This is a genomic window from Brevundimonas sp. (genome assembly GCF_030704825.1).
Lineage (GTDB): Bacteria > Pseudomonadota > Alphaproteobacteria > Caulobacterales > Caulobacteraceae > Brevundimonas.
Genome location: NZ_JAUYNX010000015.1, coordinates 1 through 17,264, shown reverse-complemented (window position 1 = coordinate 17,264; position 17,264 = coordinate 1). Strand labels below are relative to the sequence as shown.

Here is a 17,264-nt window from a genome sequence, read left to right as displayed (position 1 = left end):
GAGCGGATTTTAGATCGCCGCTCTTCTCAGGGTGACCAGGGCCTGGTCCCGGATGCCGACATCCCCCACGGCCAGGATCTGTCCGCTTCCGTCCGGCGCCTCGCCGCGCCAGTTGCTGACCGCGCCGCCCGCCGCCTCGATGACGGGAACCAGGGCCGACCAGTCCCAGACCTTCAGCCCGCTCTCGGCCACCAGATCGACGCGGCCCGCCGCCAGCATGGCGTAGGCGTAGGCGTCGCAGCCCAGTCGGGCCAGCCGGGCGGCGGCGCGAACCTGGGTCCATGCTCCCAGCTCCGCGCCCGTGAACAGGTCCGGGTCGGTGGTGGCGATCAGGGCCTCGGTCAGGCGCGGACAGGGGCGGACGGCCAACGGCGTCGTCGCCCCGCCCTTCAACAGGCGCGCGCCCGACGGACCGCCGAGGAAGACTTCGTCGAGATACGGCTGGCCGATGATCCCGACGGTCGGGCGGCCTTCGCTTCGCAAGGCGATCAGATTGGTCCACAGGGGCAGGCCGGCGATGAAGGCCCGCGTGCCGTCGATGGGGTCGAGAATCCAGACCCGGTCGGCGTCCGGGCGATCCTCGCCATACTCCTCGCCGATCACCCCGTGGTCGGGATAGCGGGACGCGATCAGCCGGCGGATCGCCGCCTCGGCCTCGCGATCGGCCTGGGTGACCGGATCGAAGGCGCCCGGACCGCCCTTGTCCGTCTCCTCGCAAGCGCCGCGGAAATACGGCAGGGAGACGCGCGCGGCCTCGCGGGCCAGTTCAACGGCGAACAGTTCGTACTCGGTCATGGAGTGGCGAGTGGCGAGTGGCGGGTGGCGAGTCAACCGTCGCATCACAAATCAGCCGCGTCCGCCGCGAGATGGCGGGTGCAGTCGCGATCACTCGCCACTCGCCACCCGCCAATCTCACCGCCTTCAGGCGGCGTCGCCCTCGGCGTGCAGCGACTTGGCCAGGTCCAGCAGGCGCCGGCGCGGCTTCTCGTCGAGCTGGTAGTAGGCCTGGATCAGGTCGAGGGTTTCTTTGCGGGAAAACATCTCGCCGCCCTGGTTGGCCGCCTCCTTGCGTTCGATGGCTTCTTCCAGGCCGTCGTAGAAATAGCTGACCGGCGATTCCAGGGCCTCGGACAACTGCCACAGGCGCGCGGCCGAGATGCGGTTGGCGCCGCATTCGTACTTCTGGATCTGCTGGAAGCGGATGCCGACCTGGGTGGCCAGTTGCTGCTGCGTCAGGCCGAGCAGTCGCCGGCGGCGACGCAGGCGGCGTCCCAGGTGAAGGTCGATATCGGTGGCCATGGCCCATTTTCCCCGTTTGGCAGGCTGTCCCGAAGCGGGACGGCTCGCCCTCCACGCGGCAAGCACCATGCCGGGCTCGCGTGACGGGGGAGAGTCGGCGAGCGCCGTTCTTCCGCAAGCTTAGCAACCGTTCCCGCGGCCGCGCATTTACCGCGACAGAGCATTGGGCTTGGAAGGAGAACCAAATGGGCTTGGGAATTATTGGCTGGATCGTCATCGGCATCGTGGCCGGCTGGCTGGCCGAACAGATCATGGGCCGCAACCACGGCCTGCTGACCAACCTGATCGTCGGCGTGGTCGGCGCCCTGCTCGGCGGCTTCATCGCCTCGAACCTGCTGGGCGTGCCGGTCGGCGGCTTCAACCTGATCACCCTCCTGGTGGCCGTGGGCGGCGCCGTGCTTCTGCTGTTCCTGGTGGGGCTGGTGAAGCGACGCGGCTGATCGCCGCCTCGATCCCGAAAAGCGAAGGGCGGCTCCGCGATGGAGCCGCCCTTTTCTTGTGGTCTTGCGGCCTCAGGTCGGTCAGGCCTCGGGCTCCGTCGGCGGCGGGGCCTCTTCGCCCTCGCCCGGAGCCGGGCTGGCGGGTTGAGCCGGCTTGGCCGGGTCCGCCGGTTCGGCGGGCTTGGCCGGGAATTCACCCGGTTCCGCCGGGACGGCGGGGGTGGCGGGCGTCGCCGGAGTCGCGGGCGTCGCCGCGTCCGGCGGGGTCGACTCCTCGGGCATCGGCGGCGCGGCCGGCTCGGCGACGTCTTCAGCCGTATCGCTGATCGAGGGGGCCGAGGCGAACTGGGCGCTGGTCCAGCCCACCGCGACGCCGGTTCCCTCCTGGCGCACGCCTTCGGCGACGGGGACGCCGCGCAGCTGGCCGTCGGCGCCGCGCACGGTCAGTTCCTGGCCGGTCGGCGTATTGCGGGCGCCTTCCAGCTGCCCGAGCACCGTGCCGTCCGAGCCCTTGACGTCGGAACCGGGCTGGAGGGTCAGACTCCGGGGTTGTTCAGCGGCCGGCGGAGCCGCTTCGGCCGGGGCCGGCGGGGTTTGCGGGGCCGTGCCGTCCTGGGCGAACGCGGGAGCGGTCATGAGGAGCAGGCCGGCGACGCCAGTGAGGAGCGCGGTCTTTCGCATGATGTCTGCCTTGTCTAAGCGAGCGGGGAGGGCTCGCACCGACTGGCTAACACGACAGGTGACGGTTTGTTTCAGGCGCCCCGAAATGACCTTGGCCTTGCCGCGATTGGCCGATTTCCGCTCGCCGAGCGCCCCTATGCGTCCTCGCGCACCCGCTTCTTGCGGAACGAGGGGTTCAGGGTCTGCTTGCGCAGCCGGATCGACTTCGGCGTCACCTCGACCAGTTCGTCCTCCTCGATATAGGCGATGGCCTGTTCCAGCGACGGCCGGCGGGGCGGCGTCAGGCGCACGGCCTCGTCCTTGCCCGAGGCGCGGATGTTGTTCAGCGCCTTGGCCTTCATCGGGTTGACGTCCAGATCGTCCCAGCGCGCGTTCTCGCCGATGATCATGCCCTGGTAGGTCTTCTCGCCGGCGCCGACGAACATGACGCCGCGCTCCTCGAGGTTCCACAGGGCGAAGGCGGCGGTCTCGCCGTCGCCGTTCGAGACCAGCACGCCCTTCAGACGGCCCTCGATGGCGCCCTTGTGCGGCTCATAGTGGCTGAACACCCGGTTCAGCACGCCGGAGCCGCGCGTGTCGGTCAGGAACTCGCCCTGGTAGCCGATCAGCGAGCGCGACGGCGACTTCAGCGTCAGGCGCGTCTTGCCGGCGCCCGACGGGCCCATGTCCTTCAGCTCGGCCTTGCGGGCCGACAGCTTCTCGATGACCACGCCGGTGTATTCGTCGTCCACGTCGATGACGACGTCCTCGATCGGCTCCAGCCGCTCGCCGTTCTCGCCGATCTGATAGACCACGCGCGGACGCGAGATGGACAGCTCGAAGCCTTCGCGGCGCATGTTCTCGATCAGCACGCCCAGCTGCAGTTCGCCGCGGCCGGCGACCTCGAAGGCGTCCTTGCCGCCGGTCTCGGTGACGCGGATGGCGACGTTGGCCTCGGCCTCCTTCAGCAGGCGGTCGCGGATCACGCGCGACTGGACCTTGTCGCCCTCGCGGCCGGCCAGCGGGCTGTCGTTGACCGAGACGGTCATGGAGATGGTCGGCGGATCGATCGGTTGCGCCGGAAGCGCCTCGGTGACCTCAAGCGCGCACAGGGTGTCGGCCACCGTGGCCTTGGACATGCCGGCGATGGCGACGATGTCGCCCGCCTCGGCCTCGTCCACCGGCTGGCGCTTCAGGCCGCGGAAGGCCAGCACCTTGGTGATCCGGCCCTGTTCGATGGTCTTGCCGTCGCGCGACAGGGCCTTGATGGCCATGCCCGGGGCGGCCTTGCCGCTCTCGATCCGGCCGGTCAGCAGACGGCCCAGGAAGGGGTCGCTCTCGATCAGCACGTTCAGGATCTGGAACGGCTTGTCCTTGGCCTCGACCTGTTTCGGCGCCGGCACATGGTCGACGATCAGGTCGAACAGCGGGCCCAGGTTGTCGCTCGGCTGGTTCAGGTCCAGCGTCGCCCAGCCGGCCCGGCCCGAGGCGTAGATGTGCGGGAAGTCCAGCTGTTCGTCGGTCGCGCCGATGGCGGCGAACAGGTCGAAGGCGGCGTTGTGGACCTTGTCCGGATCGGCATGGGCGCGGTCGACCTTGTTGATGCACAGGATCGGACGCAGGCCCATCTTCAGCGCCTTGGTCAGCACGAATTTCGTTTGCGGCATGACGCCTTCCTCGGCGTCGACCAGCAGGACGCAGCCGTCCACCATGCCCAGGATGCGCTCGACCTCGCCGCCGAAGTCGGCGTGGCCGGGGGTGTCGATGATGTTGATCCGGGTCTCGCCCGCCTTGCCGTTCCACAGCACGGAGGTGCATTTGGCCAGGATGGTGATGCCGCGCTCGCGCTCCTGGTCGTTGGAGTCCATGGCCCGTTCGGCGTGGGCCTCATTGGCCCGGAACACGCCCGACTGGGCCAGAAGCTGGTCCACCAGCGTGGTCTTGCCGTGGTCGACGTGGGCGATGATGGCGACGTTGCGCAGATTCATTTGACTATCAGACGTGCAAGGCGGCCGGCCCGGGCGAAACGTTGGGGCGGCCGCTGGGTTCAGGCGACGGTGCGGGGAGCGCGCGCCTCTTACAGCCCTAAGCCACGAAAGGCCAGAGAGACTGTAGTAATCTGGAGGCCGCGAAAAGTGCCGCTTAGCGACCGCGCGAATACAGAACGCTGGTGCAGATTGTGACCCGGTCTCTGCGTTCAATCAGTCCCTGAAGCTCGGCATGCCAAGCTGCCGCGCAGATGAGGGCGCTGTCAAAACGTGAAGTGAAAGGAAGAAACCCGCTATGTATCAAGTCGACACCGGCCTCCGGTACGGGCTGTAGCCTCGGCGGGGCGTCACGCTCAATAATACGTTCCATCAGAGCGTCTACTCGCTCGTCTCCACTCGAAGGGACTGTCGGTCGTTCGATCTGTAAAACTTGCCATGGCGCAGAAGGATTCTCCGCCAACCGTTGGAGCGCTTGGTCGTACTCGTCCGAAGTAAGGCGTTGTGAAAACGACCCCCAACTCTCGTGAAAATTGTTTATCATCTCAACAGTACGGGAAGAGAACGGGGGCCGATCAGTAGTTAAAGAGTCGGTCCTATCATAAAATCCAACTAGAAGTTGAGTCTCAAGCTCCCCCCAGAATGAGCGTATCTGTATATCCGAATAAGGCAAGCCATCTAAGCTGTATGGTAACACACCGATCGAGTATGAAGATCCATGATTCATCCACACGTACGGCCTAGATACCGGTACTCCCATCTGATTCAGTGCCCAGACATCCAACGTCATGCCAAATGTTGGTTTGGATAGTCCTTGGCAAAGTGCCTGCATAAACGGATCTTCTCGAACGTCCTGGAGGCCTGCCAAGGTTCTTGCTACAACGGTGCCTCCTCCCGGGAGCTGGCAGAAACGCGGGTCAACTATTTCTTGGTTGAAGATCTCGTATCTGCGAGAATCAATAGGTGCCTGACTGGAAGTAAGGTTCCCTTGGAGAAGCGAATAAGACGAGTCATAGCCATCGACCTCCAGCCTTTGGCTTTCTAAAATCCGTACGACAGCCATCGATAGCTGTGCCGTCTCGATTTCTTGCTCCGCCAGTTGCCTCGCTTGACGAGTTTCGTCCAGTTGACGCTCCGCAACAGCTCCCGCTAGTTCCAGGCGGTGGCTCTCCTGCTGGGCCTCGGCGAGATCACTTCGCGCCAATGAAAGGTCATGCAGCCGAGTAGATAAATCGGCCTGCACCATTGCAAGGTGGCTTTCCGCCATGTCGCGCTCTCGGTCGAGCGCCGCCATTTCGCGGTTGGCCGCATGGGCTTCTGCACGCGCCATGGCGGCATTTTGCCTGTCCTCAAGTGCTTCATGTCTTGCGGACTCGGCTTCGTCATTGGCCCTCGTGACATTCAGGGTTGCGGAAATCGCAAATAAGGCAACGGCAACCGAGACCAGCGAAGTGACAGCCTGTGCAAAAAGGAAGATGCGTTCCCAAGGCCAATGGCGAAGCCAGGAGGTTTGAGGCGCGTGTGGGGGAGCCGTCGCCGGAGTCTCCTTGGCCATCTCCTCGCCGAGTTTGGTCACTGAAAAATGCGAAGGACGCATACCCTTGCGACCTACCGCCAAACGCCGGGCCCTACCCACGTGGCGGCTCACTCGTTCGCTCCCTTCATGGCCTTGTCGCGCTCAGACCCTCGCCGAACGGCCCCGCACCCAGGCGTAGAGGAGGAAGGTTAGCGCCGCGAACACCCCGAGCCCCGCCAGCATCGCCGGCCAGGTCGAGCCCTCCGGCAGCATGGCGAACGGCGCGTCGTCGCCGGTCCAGACGATCACCCCGGCGGTCATGACCAGGAACAGGCTCTCGCCGACGATCAGGCCGGACGCCAGCAGCACGCCCATCCGGCGGCCGACGTCGGCGAACCGGGTCCCCTTGATCGCCTTGTCGTAGACCCAGCCGCACACCGCACCGACCACCAGCATGGTGGTCACGGCGGCGGGCAGGTAGAAGCCGATGCCCACGGCCAGGGGGGGCAGTTTCATCTTCCCCTTGGTGGCGCGGTTCAGCGCCACGTCCAGCAGGATGATGATCACGCCGATGACCGCGCCCAGGCCGATCAGGTCCCAGCGCAGGTCGCCGCCGATGACGCCGCGCGCCAGGGCCGAGATCAGCGTCGCCTGGGGCGCCGCCAGCGGCGCGTCGGCGATGCCGACGGGTCCGCCCTCGAAGCCGAAGGCCTTGTTCAGGAGATTGAGGATCAGCGGGATGACGATGGCGCCGGCGATGACGCCGACGATCAGGGCCGTCTGCTGCCGCCACGGCGTGGCCTGGACCAGCTGGCCGGTCTTGAGATCCTGCAGGTTGTCGTTGGCGATCACGGCCACGGCGAAGACGACGGCGGTCACGATCAGGGCGAAGGCCACCACCGACGGATCGGCGGGCAGCCCGGCCAGGGCCAGCACGCCCAGCATCAGCACCGAGGCGATGACGACGGCCAGGATGCCCACGCCCGACACCGGGCTGTTCGACGAACCGATCAGCCCGGCCATGTAGCCGCAGATGGCGGCCACCGCGAAACCGATGAAGACGACATAGATCAGGCCGCCGCCGACCAGCAGGGCGGTCGAGCCCGCGAGGGTCGGATTGCCCTGGGCGAACCAGGCCAGGATGAAGCCGATGCCGATCAGGCAGGCGACCGAGAGGCCGGCGACGATGTTGATCGGAATGTCCTGCTCGGTCCGCTCCAGCACCTCGCCGCTCCGGCGGCGGCGGTTGGCGGCCAGGGCCGAGGTCAGGCCGCCGACCAGCGGCCCCGCCAGTTTGATCAGGGTCCAGATGGCGGCCACGCCGATGACGCCGGCCCCCATGAACCGGACCTCGCGGCTCCAGACGGTTCCGGCCAACTCCTCGGCGCCGGCGCCCGGCTCCAAAGTCGTGGCGATCGACGGAATGCCGTTCGCGGTCAGCCAGGCGATGGTGTCGGGCGAGGTCAGGATCGGCACGGCGACGCACCAGGCCAGGATCAGGCCGAACAGCTGGGCCAGGCCCACGCTCAGGCCGATCAGATGGCCCGCGCCGAGCAGGGCGAACTGCATGCCGAAGCCGATGCCGGTCGCGCCGCCGCCCAGCGCGGCCGGCAGCTTGATAAACCGCGCCGTCTCGCCCGCGAACACCCGCCCGGCGACCAGCAGGGCGTAGCCGGCGGACACGATCGCGCCGGTGATGACGACCCACAGGCCGGAGGCGTTCTCGCGCACCGCGCTCTCGGTCTGTTCGGCCCCGCGCGATCCGACGGTCAGCACCTCGGCCGCCGCCACGCCCTCGGGATAGGGCAGGCCGGCCTCGACCACGAGGGCCCGGCGCAGCGGGATGGAGAAGGTCACCCCCAGCACGCCGCCGAAGACGCAGATCAGCACCGACTCCCAGAACGGAAACTCCAGCCACCAGCCGACCATGACCAGGCCCGGCAGGACGAAGATGATCGAGCTCATGGCCCCGCCGACCGAAGCCACCGTCTGGACCGTCATGTTCTCCCAGATGGTCGAGTCCCTGAACATCCGCAGGATGGCCATGGAGATGACCGCCGCAGGAATGGCCGAGGCGAAGGTCAGCCCGACCTTCAGCCCCAGATAGGTGTTCGCGGCGGTGAAGATCACCGCCAGGATGCAGCCCAGAAACAGCGCGCGCAGCGTCAGTTCGATGCGCTTGACCACGCCCGTCGGCGCCTTTGCAGCAGTGTCCGTCATTGCGACCCTCTCCCTCGTTGCGCGGAGGTAAGCCGGAAACGGAAGCCCGGTCCAGTTTCCTTCTCCCCTTGCGGGAGAAGGTGGCCCGCGAAGCGGGTCGGATGAGGGGTCGCACCAGCGGCGGGACATCAGCGCCGGCCGGGAATCGCCAGTCACCCCGGCCTGCGAAACCCCTCATCCGTCAGCCTTCGGCTGCCACCTTCTCCCGCAAGGGGAGAAGGGTTATCCAGACTTCATGCCCGAACTCCCCGAGGTCGAAACCGTCCGTCGCGGACTGGAGCCCGTCCTCTCCGGCGCCCGCCTCACCCGCGTACGCCAGAACCGGCCCGACCTGCGCTTCCCGTTTCCGGATCGCTTCCCGGCGCGGCTGGAGGGCGCCGTGGTCGAGCGCATCGACCGTCGCGCCAAATATCTGCTGATGCCGCTCTCGACCGGCGAGACCTGGGTCAGCCATCTGGGCATGACCGGCCGCTTCACCCTCGACGGCGAACCGCTGGGCGAGTTCGAGGAGCCCGCGCCCGTCGCCGGCAAGCACGAACACCTCAGCCTCTGCGCCACGAAGGGCGACGCCACCCGCCGCATCGGTTTCGCCGATGCCCGCCGCTTCGGCTTCATGGGGCTGATCCCGACGGGGGCGGTCGAGGCGCACCCCTGGTTCGCCGACCTCGGCCCCGAGCCGCTCGGCAACGGCTTTTCGGGCGCCCATCTGGCCGAGGCCTTGGGCGGCAAGAGGCAGAACATCAAGGTCAGCCTGCTGGACCAGCGCATCGTCGCCGGCCTCGGCAACATCTATGTCTGCGAGGCCCTGTATCGAGCCTGCATCTCGCCGCTGGTCGCCGCGGGCAAGGTCTCCAGGCCGCGCCTCGAAACCCTCGCCGCCGTGGTCCGCGACGTGCTGAACGAGGCCATCCTCGCCGGCGGCTCGACCCTGAAGGACTTCGCCAACGCCGACGGCGGCCAGGGCTATTTCCAGCACCGCTTCGACGTCTACGGCCGCGAGGGCAAGCCGTGCCTCGGCGCCGGCTGCTCCGGCGTGGTCAAGCGCCTCGTCCAGGCGGGCCGCTCGACCTTCTGGTGCCCGTCCTGCCAGAAACGCTGACCATGCCGATCCGCATCGCCCTCATGCGCAGCATCGTGATCGACGGCCGCCGGGTGAAGGGCGAGGAGGCGCGGGGGCTGGCCGGGGCGGCCGGGGCGACCGACGTCCGCTCGGTCGGCGCCACCGGCAATCTCCTGTTCCGCTCGCGCAAGGCCCCGGCCACGCTGGAGCGGGACCTCGAGGCCGCCTGCGCTCGCCTCTACGGCAGGCCGACCGAGATCGTCGTCAAGACCGCCGCCGAATGGCGCGCCCTGCTGAAGGCCAATCCCTTTCCGGACCGCACCACGACCTCGCCCGCTCGCGTCCTCGTCTGGGCCATGCGCGACCCGCTGCCCGACCAAGGCCTCGATCAGCTGCGCCGCCGCGCATCGGCCGAGGAAGAGGTGGTGCGCACCCGGACCGGCGACATCTATATGTGGTTCGGCGGCGCCGATCCGAACGCTTCGAAACTGCCCTCCGGCTTCGGCCTGAAGGCGCTGGGCGCCGTCGGAACCAACCGCAACTGGAATACGGTGACGAAGATCACCGCCGTGCTCGACGGGATGGAAGCTCCATGACCTACCGCATCATCCTGTTTCGCGGCATGAACACCGGCGGCGTCCGGGCGCCGGTCGCCGAGCTGCGCGCCATGGCCGAAGCGATGGGCCTGAAGAACCCGCGCACCCTCGCGGCCAGCGGCAATCTGGTCGTCGAAAGCGGCAAGGCGACGGAGACCCTCGAACACGAGATCGAGGCCGCCATGGAGAAGACCTTCGGCCTCAGGGTCGCGGCCATGGTCCGCACGCCCGATCAGTGGGCGAAAATGGTCGCCGCCAATCCCTTCCCGCGGGAGGCCGCCGCCCATCCCGCCAGGGTCCTGGCCATGGTCATGAAGGACGGGATCAAGGACGGCGCGCTGGAGGCCGTCCGGGCCCTCGCCGAGGGCGGCGAGCGCGTCGAGGCCGCCGACGGCGTCCTCTGGTTCTGGTTCCCCGACGGACAGGGCGAGTCCGCCATCTTCAAAAAGGCTGCGCCGCGCATGCTGGGCATGGGCACCGGCCGCAACTGGAACACCGTCCTCAAGCTGGCGGAGATGGTCGGGCTGAAAGAGACGAGGAGCGGCGCATGACCCATCGCAAGACCCACCTCTGGGTCAGCCTGATCGTCGGCGTCGTCGTCTGGGGCGCCTATTTCGTCCATGTCGTCCAGGCCCTCCGGCGCGGCGACACGGGCGGACTGGCGTTCTGGTTCCTGGGCGCGCTGGGGCTGGTCATGGCGCTGGAGGCGACGGCCACCGGTCTGATCGCCTGGCTGTTCCGCCGCCGCGCCCGCGCGCTCGACGACGGCCCGACGCTGGACGCCGCCTTGCGGGCCAGCCACGTCGCCCTGATGCTGCTGATCGCCATGATCCTGGTGCTGGCGGGACTGCTGGCCGCGCCCGCCCTGTTCGGCTGGAGCCTCATCGGCACGACCCCTGACGCGCCCGTCATCGCCGCCAACGTCCTTCTGGCCATGGTGGTGATCGCCGAACTGGTCCGCGCCGCCTTCACCCTGGCCCTGATCCCGCGGCGCTGATCTTCCGCCGCGCGGCCGGGACGGATAGACAGTCCCCCGAACGCGGAGCGCCCCCATGACCGACAGCTATTCCACCCTGCTCATCGAACGCCACGCCGACGGCTATGCGGTGGTCACCCTGAACCGGCCCGAGGCGCTGAACGCCCTGAACTCGCAGCTGTTCAGGGACCTGGCCGCCTTCCTCGACGCGGTCGAGCATGACGACGGCGTGCGCTGCCTGATCCTGACGGGCTCGGGCGACAAGGCCTTCGCCGCCGGCGCGGACATCAAGGAGATGTCGGACCAGTCCTACGCCGACATGTACAAGGCCAATTTCTTCGCCCTCGGCCACGACCGCATCGTCCGCTTCCGCAAGCCGGTCATCGCCGCGGTCAACGGCTTCGCCCTGGGCGGCGGCTGCGAACTGGCCATGCTGTGCGACTTCATCGTCGCCAGCGAGAAAGCCAAATTCGGCCAGCCCGAGATCAACCTCGGCGTCGCCCCCGGCATCGGCGGCTCCCAGCGCCTGACGCGTCTGGTCGGCAAGTCCAAGGCCATGGACATGGTCCTGACCGCCCGGATGATGGACGCGGCCGAGGCCGAGCGCGCGGGTCTGGCCTCGCGCGTCGTCCCGCACGAGACCCTGCTGGACGAGGTCCGCAAGATCGCCGCGAGGATCGCCTCGCAAAGCCCGCTGGCCGTCATGGCCAACAAGGAGATGGTCAACGCCGCGCTCGAGACCACCCTGACCCAGGGCGTCCAGTTCGAACGCCGCCTGTTCCACAGCCTCTTCGCCTTCGAGGACCAGAAGGAGGGGATGGCGGCCTTCGTCGGGAAGCGGAAGCCCGTGTTCACGGGGCGATGAGACTCGCCTTGAACCGCCCGGCCCTTTCCGCTATAGCCGCGCGCTCTTCGAGATTTCCCCGCCGTGGACCCTGCTCCGCGGCGTTTCCGTTCGTAAGGTTTGACTGATGGCCAACAATCCCGGCGCCAAGAAAGCGATCCGCAAGATCGCCGCCCGCACCGAAGTGAACAAGGCGCGCCGCACGCGCGTCCGCACCTTCCTGCGCAAGTTCCAGGAAGCCGTCACGGGCGGCGACGCCGGCGCGGCCAGGACCGCCTTCGTCGAGGCCCAGTCCGAGCTGATGCGCGCCGTCTCCAAGGGCGTGGTTCACAAGAACACCGGTTCGCGAAAAGTGGGCCGCCTGGCCGCCCAATTGAAGAAGATGTCGGCCGCCTGATTTTTCGGGTCCCGGACGGCCTTTCACAGGGCTGTCATGGTAAATCCAAGCGATTCCAACGGCGAGGGCGCGCAGGCTCCCTCGCCGTTTGCACGTGCGCCGGTAACCGCTGTCACGGCGATCTGCGCTCGCTTCTGTGGCGAAATGCGGTTTTTCATTGACTGTGTTTGGCTTTAGCGGAGTCAACAATTTTAACTGCAAATCGAGTCGCGAATCAGCGTTGACGCCCCCCTCGCCGGGCGTAAGTTTGGGGCGCTGACGCACTTCCATCCCCACACGGATGAAGACGGCGCGGAACCTGTTTTCGTGTCGGCGTGAGACGCCTGTTCAAGAGTACGACCCCGCCCGCGCGGCTCTCCAGCCACGCGGGACAGGAGAAGTCGTCCCGGTTCCAGGCATCTCCGAAGCGCGTCACGTGATGGGTTTTCAAGGGTGGCTTGTGATGACGGGGAGCGCGCGTATGGCGGGGATGACGGATCCGGATCGCATCTGGACCGAGGCGGCCGGCCGCCTGCGCAGCGAGATCGGCGAGGGACCGTTCAGTTCCTACATCGCCCCTTCCGCGGTGCGCGCCGACGGCGCCGGCCAACTGATCCTCGTCACCCCGACCGCCTATGCCCGTGACTGGGTGCGCAAGAACGCCCTGCGGCGCATGAACGAGCTGTGGCTGGGCCTCGACGGCCTGTCGCGCCGCCTCGACGTGCGTTGCCGCGCCGAGATGGGCTCCGTCGCCCCCGCCTCCCAGGTCGCCGCCGGCCGGGCCGAGGGCGCGACGGTCACGCCGCTCGTCCAGCCCATTCCGATGGCCACCGTCGGCCCGGTCGCCGACGGCGCCCGCGCCGTGCGCGCCGCCGGCCTGCAGGAGCGGCTGACCTTCGACAGCTTCGTGGAAGGCCAGGGCAACGCCTTCGCCCTGGCCATCGCCCGCCAGGCCGCCGCCTGGGCCGACGGCCATTTCAACCCGATCTTCTTCTGCGGCCCCTACGGCTACGGCAAGACCCACCTGCTCAACGCCATCGCCTGGGAGGCCCAGCGGCTCCGACCGGACGCGAGGGTGGTCTATCTGACCGCCGAACGCTTCCTGTCGACCTTCGTCCGCGCCATGCAGGACCGCTCGACCGCCGCCTTCAAGGACAGCCTGCGCTCGGCCGACATGTTGCTGATCGACGACGTCCAGTTCGTCGGCGGCAAGACCTCGACCCAGGAGGAGCTGCTCTCGACGCTGACGGCCCTGATCGAGGACGGCAAGAAGATCGTCCTCTCGGCCGACCGCCCGCCCATGGCCCTGAGCGAGGTCGAGCCGCGGCTGCGCAGCCACCTGGCCTCGGGCCTGACCTGCCCGGTCGAGCCCGCCGACCGCGCCCTGAAGCTGGCCGTGGCCCGCAACCGCATCGAGACCCTGGCCCGCCTCGGCGTCGTCTCCGGCGAGGCCATGCCCGAGGTGCTGGAGCATCTGGTCGACCGCACGCCGGGCTCGATGCGCGAACTGGAAGGCGCCGTGAACACCCTGGCCGCCGTCGCCGGCGCCCGCCTGTCGTCGCTCAGCGTCGACGAGACCCAGGCCCTGCTCGGCTCGGCCCTGCGCGGCGGGCCCGAGCGCCGCATCACCGTCGACGAGATCCAGAAGACCGTCGCCGACCACTTCAGCCTCAAACAGGCCGACCTGCTCTCCGAGCGCCGCACCCGCGCCGTCGCCCGTCCGCGCCAGATCGCCATGTGGCTGTGCAAGCAGCACACGACCCGCTCCTACCCCGACATCGGCCGCCGCTTCGGCGGGCGCGACCACACCACCGTCCTGCACGGCGTGCGCAAGATCGAGGAGCTGATGGCGCTGGACGACCAGATCGCCCGCGATGTCGAGACGCTGACGCGGAAGCTCCGGGGTTAGTGAGTAGGGCTTAGGGCTTGGGGCGGCGGGGGATTGGACCTGATCCACACGATTATCCCCATGCGCCTGCCGCTCTTCCTGAGACCCAAGCCCTAAGCCCTACCCCCTTCCTTGCCCCCGCCCGCCAATCCGCTAGTGTCCAAGGCCCTCTATTCGCTGTGGCGCTTGTGAGTCGCCGCACCCTGGGCCGAGACGACATGCAGCTGACCATCGAACGATCCGCCCTCCTCAAGGCCCTCGGCCACGTGCAGAGCGTCGTCGAGCGCCGCAACACCATTCCGATCCTGTCCAACGTCCTGCTCAGCGCCGGACGCGACAAGCTCAGCTTCGCCGCCACCGACCTCGACATGGAGATGGTCGACGAGGCCGAGGCCCAGGTGAACGTCGAGGGCCAGATCACCGCCCCCGCCCACACCCTCTACGAAATCGTGCGCAAACTGCCCGACGGCGCCGAGGTCTCGCTCAGCTACAATGGCGACGACCCCCGTCTGGTGGTCCAGGCCGGCCGCTCCAAATTCAACCTGCCGGTCCTGCCGGCCGGCGACTTCCCGGTCATGTCGACCGACACCTCGGGCGCCCGCTTCACCCTGCCCAAGGAAGACCTGGCCCGGCTGATCGACAAGACCCGCTTCGCCGTCTCGACCGAGGAGACCCGCTACTATCTGAACGGCCTGTATCTCCACACCGTGGCCGAGGCCGGCATTCCCCTGCTGCGCGCCGTGGCCACCGACGGCCACCGCCTGGCCCTGGCCGAGACCCCGGCCCCCGAGGGGGCCGCCGGCGGTCCCGGCGTCATCGTCCCGCGCAAGACCATCGACCAGGTCCGCCGCCTGCTCGACGACGGCTCCGGCCCGGTCGAGGTCATGGTCTCGCCGCAGAAGATCCGCTTCGAATTCGGCCAGGCCAGCCTGACCTCCAAGGTCATCGACGGCGCCTTCCCCGACTACATGCGCGTCATCCCCAAGGGGAACGACAAACAGGCCGACATCGACAACGCCCTGTTCGCCCAGGCCGTCGACCGCGTCGCCACCATCTCGGCCGAGAAGAGCCGCTCGGTGAAGCTGGCCTTCGACCTCGACCGCGTCACCCTGACGGTGCGCAACATGGAGGCCGGGCAGGGGGTCGAGGAGGTCGAGATCGGCTATTCCGAAGAGCCCTTCGAGATCGGCTTCAACGCCCGCTACCTGCTCGACGTCGCCGGCCAGATCACCGGCGAGACCGCCCACTTCAAATTCGCCGACCCGGCCAGCCCGACGCTGGTCCTCGATCCGGGCGATCCGGGCGTGCAGTACGTGCTGATGCCGCTGCGGGTGTAGCGCTTGGCTGAGACGCTAATCCTGCGTCAGGACGCATCGAAGACGAAGTGGGTGCTGCCCGGATCAGTCGCGTTCGTGGCCATTGGTGCTTGGCTGGTCATCAATCCGGAATCCTCCCGGTATTCGCCAGAGTTTGTTCGTTTTGCAGGCTTGGCCGCTATCGCATTTTTCGGGTGGGTCGGCATTAACAGCTTCCGGTCGCGCTCCCGTCCGGTTGAGCTGATCCTGAAGCCGGAAGGCTTTGAGGTTGGGGGACCCAGATCAAAGCCCGTCGTGCCATGGAAAGACATTGAACGGTTCTTCATCGTCACCGTCAAAGGTATCGACCTGGTCTCCTACGACATGAAACCGGGGGCTTCAGGGGTCCGGCGCGGTATGGCGGCGCTCAATACGTCTTTGACAGGCGCTGACGGACAAGTTCCGGCCTATCTGGATCGCGCGCCGGAAGAGGTGTGCGAACTGCTTGAAGCTTGGCGACGTCGGCATACCGAGAGTGGCTGACCGAACGGTCACGGCGATAGCCTCCGAAGACCGTGATCGCTAAGACCGCTCTCTTGATCACCGCACTCACCCTCACCGACTTCCGCTCCTATGCGAGCGCCACCCTGCCCATCGCGGCGGGGGCCGTCGTGCTCCACGGACCCAACGGCGCGGGCAAGACCAATCTGCTCGAGGCCCTCAGCCTCTTCACCCCCGGGCGCGGCCTGCGCGGCGCGACCGCGCCCGAGATGGGCCGGCGCGAACCGGGCGAGGCGACCGGCCGGGCCTGGGCCGTGGCCGCCGTGCTCACCGACGGGGATGAGGAAACGAAGCTCGGCACCGGCGTCCAGTCCCCGGGCGCCGCCCGGCGTATTGTTCGCATCGACGGCGAGACGGCCCAGCCCGGCCGGCTGCTCGACCACCTGCGCCCGGTCTGGGCCACGCCCGAACAGGACCGGCTGTTCTCCGACGCCCGCGCCGCGCGGCTGAAATTCCTCGACCGGCTGGTCTTCGCCTCCGACCCCGCCCACGCCGCCGCCGTTTCGGCCTATGAAAAGGCCCTGCGCGAGCGGTTGCGCCTTCTGACCGAAGGGGCCGAGGGGCGCGCCGCCGACCCCCTCTGGCTCGACGCCCTGGAGATCCGGCTGGGCGAGACCGGAGCCGAGGCCGCCATGGCCCGCGCCGCCGCCCTGACCACGCTCCAGGCCGCCATCGACGCCCGCAACGACCGCCCTTTCCCCCAGGCCGACCTCGGCCTGACCGGCGAGGCCGAAGCCATGGCCACAGCCGGCGCCGGCCCCGAGGCCATCGCCGCCGCCCTCCGCGAGGGTCTGGCCCGCTCCCGCGCCCGCGACGCCGCCGCCGGCCGCTCGCTGTTCGGCCCCCACCGCTCCGACCTGACCGCCCTGCACCGCGCCAAGAACCGCCCCGCCGCCGAGGGCTCCTCGGGCGAACAGAAGGCGTTGGTGCTCAATCTGATCCTCGCCCAGGTCGCCCGCCTCGCGGACCAGCCCGCGCCGCCGGTCCTCCTGCTCGACGAAGCCCCCGCCCATCTCGACACGGCCCGCCGCGCCGCCCTGTTCGACGAGATAGAGGCCCTCGGCCTCCAGGCCTTCCTGACCGGCACCGAGGCGGACCTGTTCGCGCCCCTGCACGGCCGCGCCCAGTTCGTGCGGGTGGAGGGTGGTGGGCTGACGGTGGAGTAGGGCAGGGGCGAGGGGAAACCCCTGTTACAATTTCATTTTCAGACACAGCAATTTCTGCGATCCGCCCATTGTTTTTCCACGGAAATAAAGAATTGCAGCGTCATTTGCGCGCCGCATGTGGGGCCCGTGCGAGACTCTGCGGGTCCCGTCGCAAGGGAGGCTCGCTCGGCCGGCGAACCGAAGCGGCGGCGGGAGCGGAGGGAGCGGGGTGGGGGCTGTCAAAGCCTTCAGCCAGGGTCGAGGGGATACTCGGACCGTTCCAGGACTGTTCCGCCGGGACAGCCTGCCCGCCGGAGGCGCTGCGGTAAGGCGATAAGACCGCCACCGGACGCAAGCTTCCGGAAAACCCGCCGCGCGGAGCGTTCGTCTTTCGCCGAAACGG

At 68.1% G+C, this 17,264-nt stretch carries 17 protein-coding genes; 11 read left to right on the top strand and 6 right to left on the bottom strand.

Translation table 11 applies throughout. The features are described from left to right. Window positions 1–9 precede the first annotated feature (9 nt). On the bottom strand, window positions 10–795 hold the full coding sequence (gene hisN, locus Q8Q71_RS07905) for a histidinol-phosphatase (RefSeq protein ID WP_305759037.1): 786 nt from the start codon (window positions 793–795) through the stop codon (window positions 10–12). Window positions 796–921: 126 nt separating this feature from the next. Continuing rightward, complete coding sequence (locus Q8Q71_RS07900) at window positions 922–1,299, bottom strand: helix-turn-helix domain-containing protein (protein WP_292063345.1); 378 nt, start codon at window positions 1,297–1,299, stop codon at window positions 922–924. 185 nt (window positions 1,300–1,484) lie between these two features. Between Q8Q71_RS07900 and Q8Q71_RS07895 the strand changes: the two genes are divergently transcribed. Next, window positions 1,485–1,739, top strand: a complete 255-nt coding sequence (locus tag Q8Q71_RS07895; RefSeq protein ID WP_305759036.1) for a GlsB/YeaQ/YmgE family stress response membrane protein — start codon at window positions 1,485–1,487, stop codon at window positions 1,737–1,739. Between the two features lie 81 nt (window positions 1,740–1,820). Here Q8Q71_RS07895 and Q8Q71_RS07890 read toward each other — a convergent pair whose 3' ends face one another. The 4 genes from Q8Q71_RS07890 to Q8Q71_RS07875 form a co-directional block, all read right to left on the bottom strand. Beyond that, window positions 1,821–2,375 carry a superoxide dismutase gene (locus tag Q8Q71_RS07890; protein WP_305759035.1) on the bottom strand — a complete coding sequence of 185 codons (555 nt, stop codon included), beginning with the start codon at window positions 2,373–2,375 and terminating at the stop codon, window positions 1,821–1,823. A gap of 179 nt (window positions 2,376–2,554) precedes the next feature. Then, window positions 2,555–4,387: a translational GTPase TypA gene (typA, locus tag Q8Q71_RS07885; RefSeq protein WP_305759034.1), complete on the bottom strand. Its 1,833-nt coding sequence runs from the start codon at window positions 4,385–4,387 to the stop codon at window positions 2,555–2,557. A gap of 154 nt (window positions 4,388–4,541) precedes the next feature. Further along, window positions 4,542–6,032 carry a hypothetical protein gene (locus Q8Q71_RS07880; protein ID WP_305759033.1) on the bottom strand — a complete coding sequence of 497 codons (1,491 nt, stop codon included), beginning with the start codon at window positions 6,030–6,032 and terminating at the stop codon, window positions 4,542–4,544. A 30-nt stretch (window positions 6,033–6,062) separates the two neighbouring features. Beyond that, window positions 6,063–8,120 (bottom strand): OPT family oligopeptide transporter, encoded by a 2,058-nt coding sequence (locus Q8Q71_RS07875; protein WP_305759032.1) that lies wholly within the window; start codon window positions 8,118–8,120, stop codon window positions 6,063–6,065. Window positions 8,121–8,355: 235 nt separating this feature from the next. Between Q8Q71_RS07875 and mutM the strand changes: the two genes are divergently transcribed. From mutM to recF, 10 genes are all read left to right on the top strand, one after another. Beyond that, complete coding sequence (gene mutM, locus Q8Q71_RS07870; RefSeq protein ID WP_305759031.1) at window positions 8,356–9,219, top strand: bifunctional DNA-formamidopyrimidine glycosylase/DNA-(apurinic or apyrimidinic site) lyase; 864 nt, start codon at window positions 8,356–8,358, stop codon at window positions 9,217–9,219. Between the two features lie 2 nt (window positions 9,220–9,221). Beyond that, window positions 9,222–9,776 (top strand): DUF1697 domain-containing protein, encoded by a 555-nt coding sequence (locus Q8Q71_RS07865; RefSeq protein ID WP_305759030.1) that lies wholly within the window; start codon window positions 9,222–9,224, stop codon window positions 9,774–9,776. Further along, complete coding sequence (locus tag Q8Q71_RS07860) at window positions 9,773–10,327, top strand: DUF1697 domain-containing protein (RefSeq protein WP_305759029.1); 555 nt, start codon at window positions 9,773–9,775, stop codon at window positions 10,325–10,327. The genes Q8Q71_RS07865 and Q8Q71_RS07860 overlap by 4 nt, the downstream gene beginning before the upstream one ends. Further along, window positions 10,324–10,773 (top strand): hypothetical protein, encoded by a 450-nt coding sequence (locus Q8Q71_RS07855; RefSeq protein ID WP_305759028.1) that lies wholly within the window; start codon window positions 10,324–10,326, stop codon window positions 10,771–10,773. The genes Q8Q71_RS07860 and Q8Q71_RS07855 overlap by 4 nt, the downstream gene beginning before the upstream one ends. 55 nt (window positions 10,774–10,828) lie before the next feature. After that, the gene (locus Q8Q71_RS07850; RefSeq protein ID WP_305759027.1) at window positions 10,829–11,617 is read left to right on the top strand and encodes an enoyl-CoA hydratase-related protein; all 789 of its coding nucleotides are present in this window, start codon (window positions 10,829–10,831) and stop codon (window positions 11,615–11,617) included. Between the two features lie 106 nt (window positions 11,618–11,723). Further along, complete coding sequence (gene rpsT, locus Q8Q71_RS07845) at window positions 11,724–11,993, top strand: 30S ribosomal protein S20 (RefSeq protein WP_305759026.1); 270 nt, start codon at window positions 11,724–11,726, stop codon at window positions 11,991–11,993. Window positions 11,994–12,411: 418 nt separating this feature from the next. Further along, window positions 12,412–13,881 (top strand): chromosomal replication initiator protein DnaA, encoded by a 1,470-nt coding sequence (dnaA, locus tag Q8Q71_RS07840; RefSeq protein WP_371315942.1) that lies wholly within the window; start codon window positions 12,412–12,414, stop codon window positions 13,879–13,881. Between the two features lie 197 nt (window positions 13,882–14,078). Then, entirely contained in the window at window positions 14,079–15,197 is a 1,119-nt protein-coding gene (gene dnaN / locus Q8Q71_RS07835; protein WP_305759207.1) for a DNA polymerase III subunit beta, read from the top strand. Between the two features lie 3 nt (window positions 15,198–15,200). Next, window positions 15,201–15,698, top strand: a complete 498-nt coding sequence (locus Q8Q71_RS07830) for an STM3941 family protein (RefSeq protein WP_305759024.1) — start codon at window positions 15,201–15,203, stop codon at window positions 15,696–15,698. Window positions 15,699–15,751: 53 nt separating this feature from the next. Then, window positions 15,752–16,882 carry a DNA replication/repair protein RecF gene (gene recF, locus Q8Q71_RS07825; protein WP_305759023.1) on the top strand — a complete coding sequence of 377 codons (1,131 nt, stop codon included), beginning with the start codon at window positions 15,752–15,754 and terminating at the stop codon, window positions 16,880–16,882. Window positions 16,883–17,264: the final 382 nt, after the last annotated feature.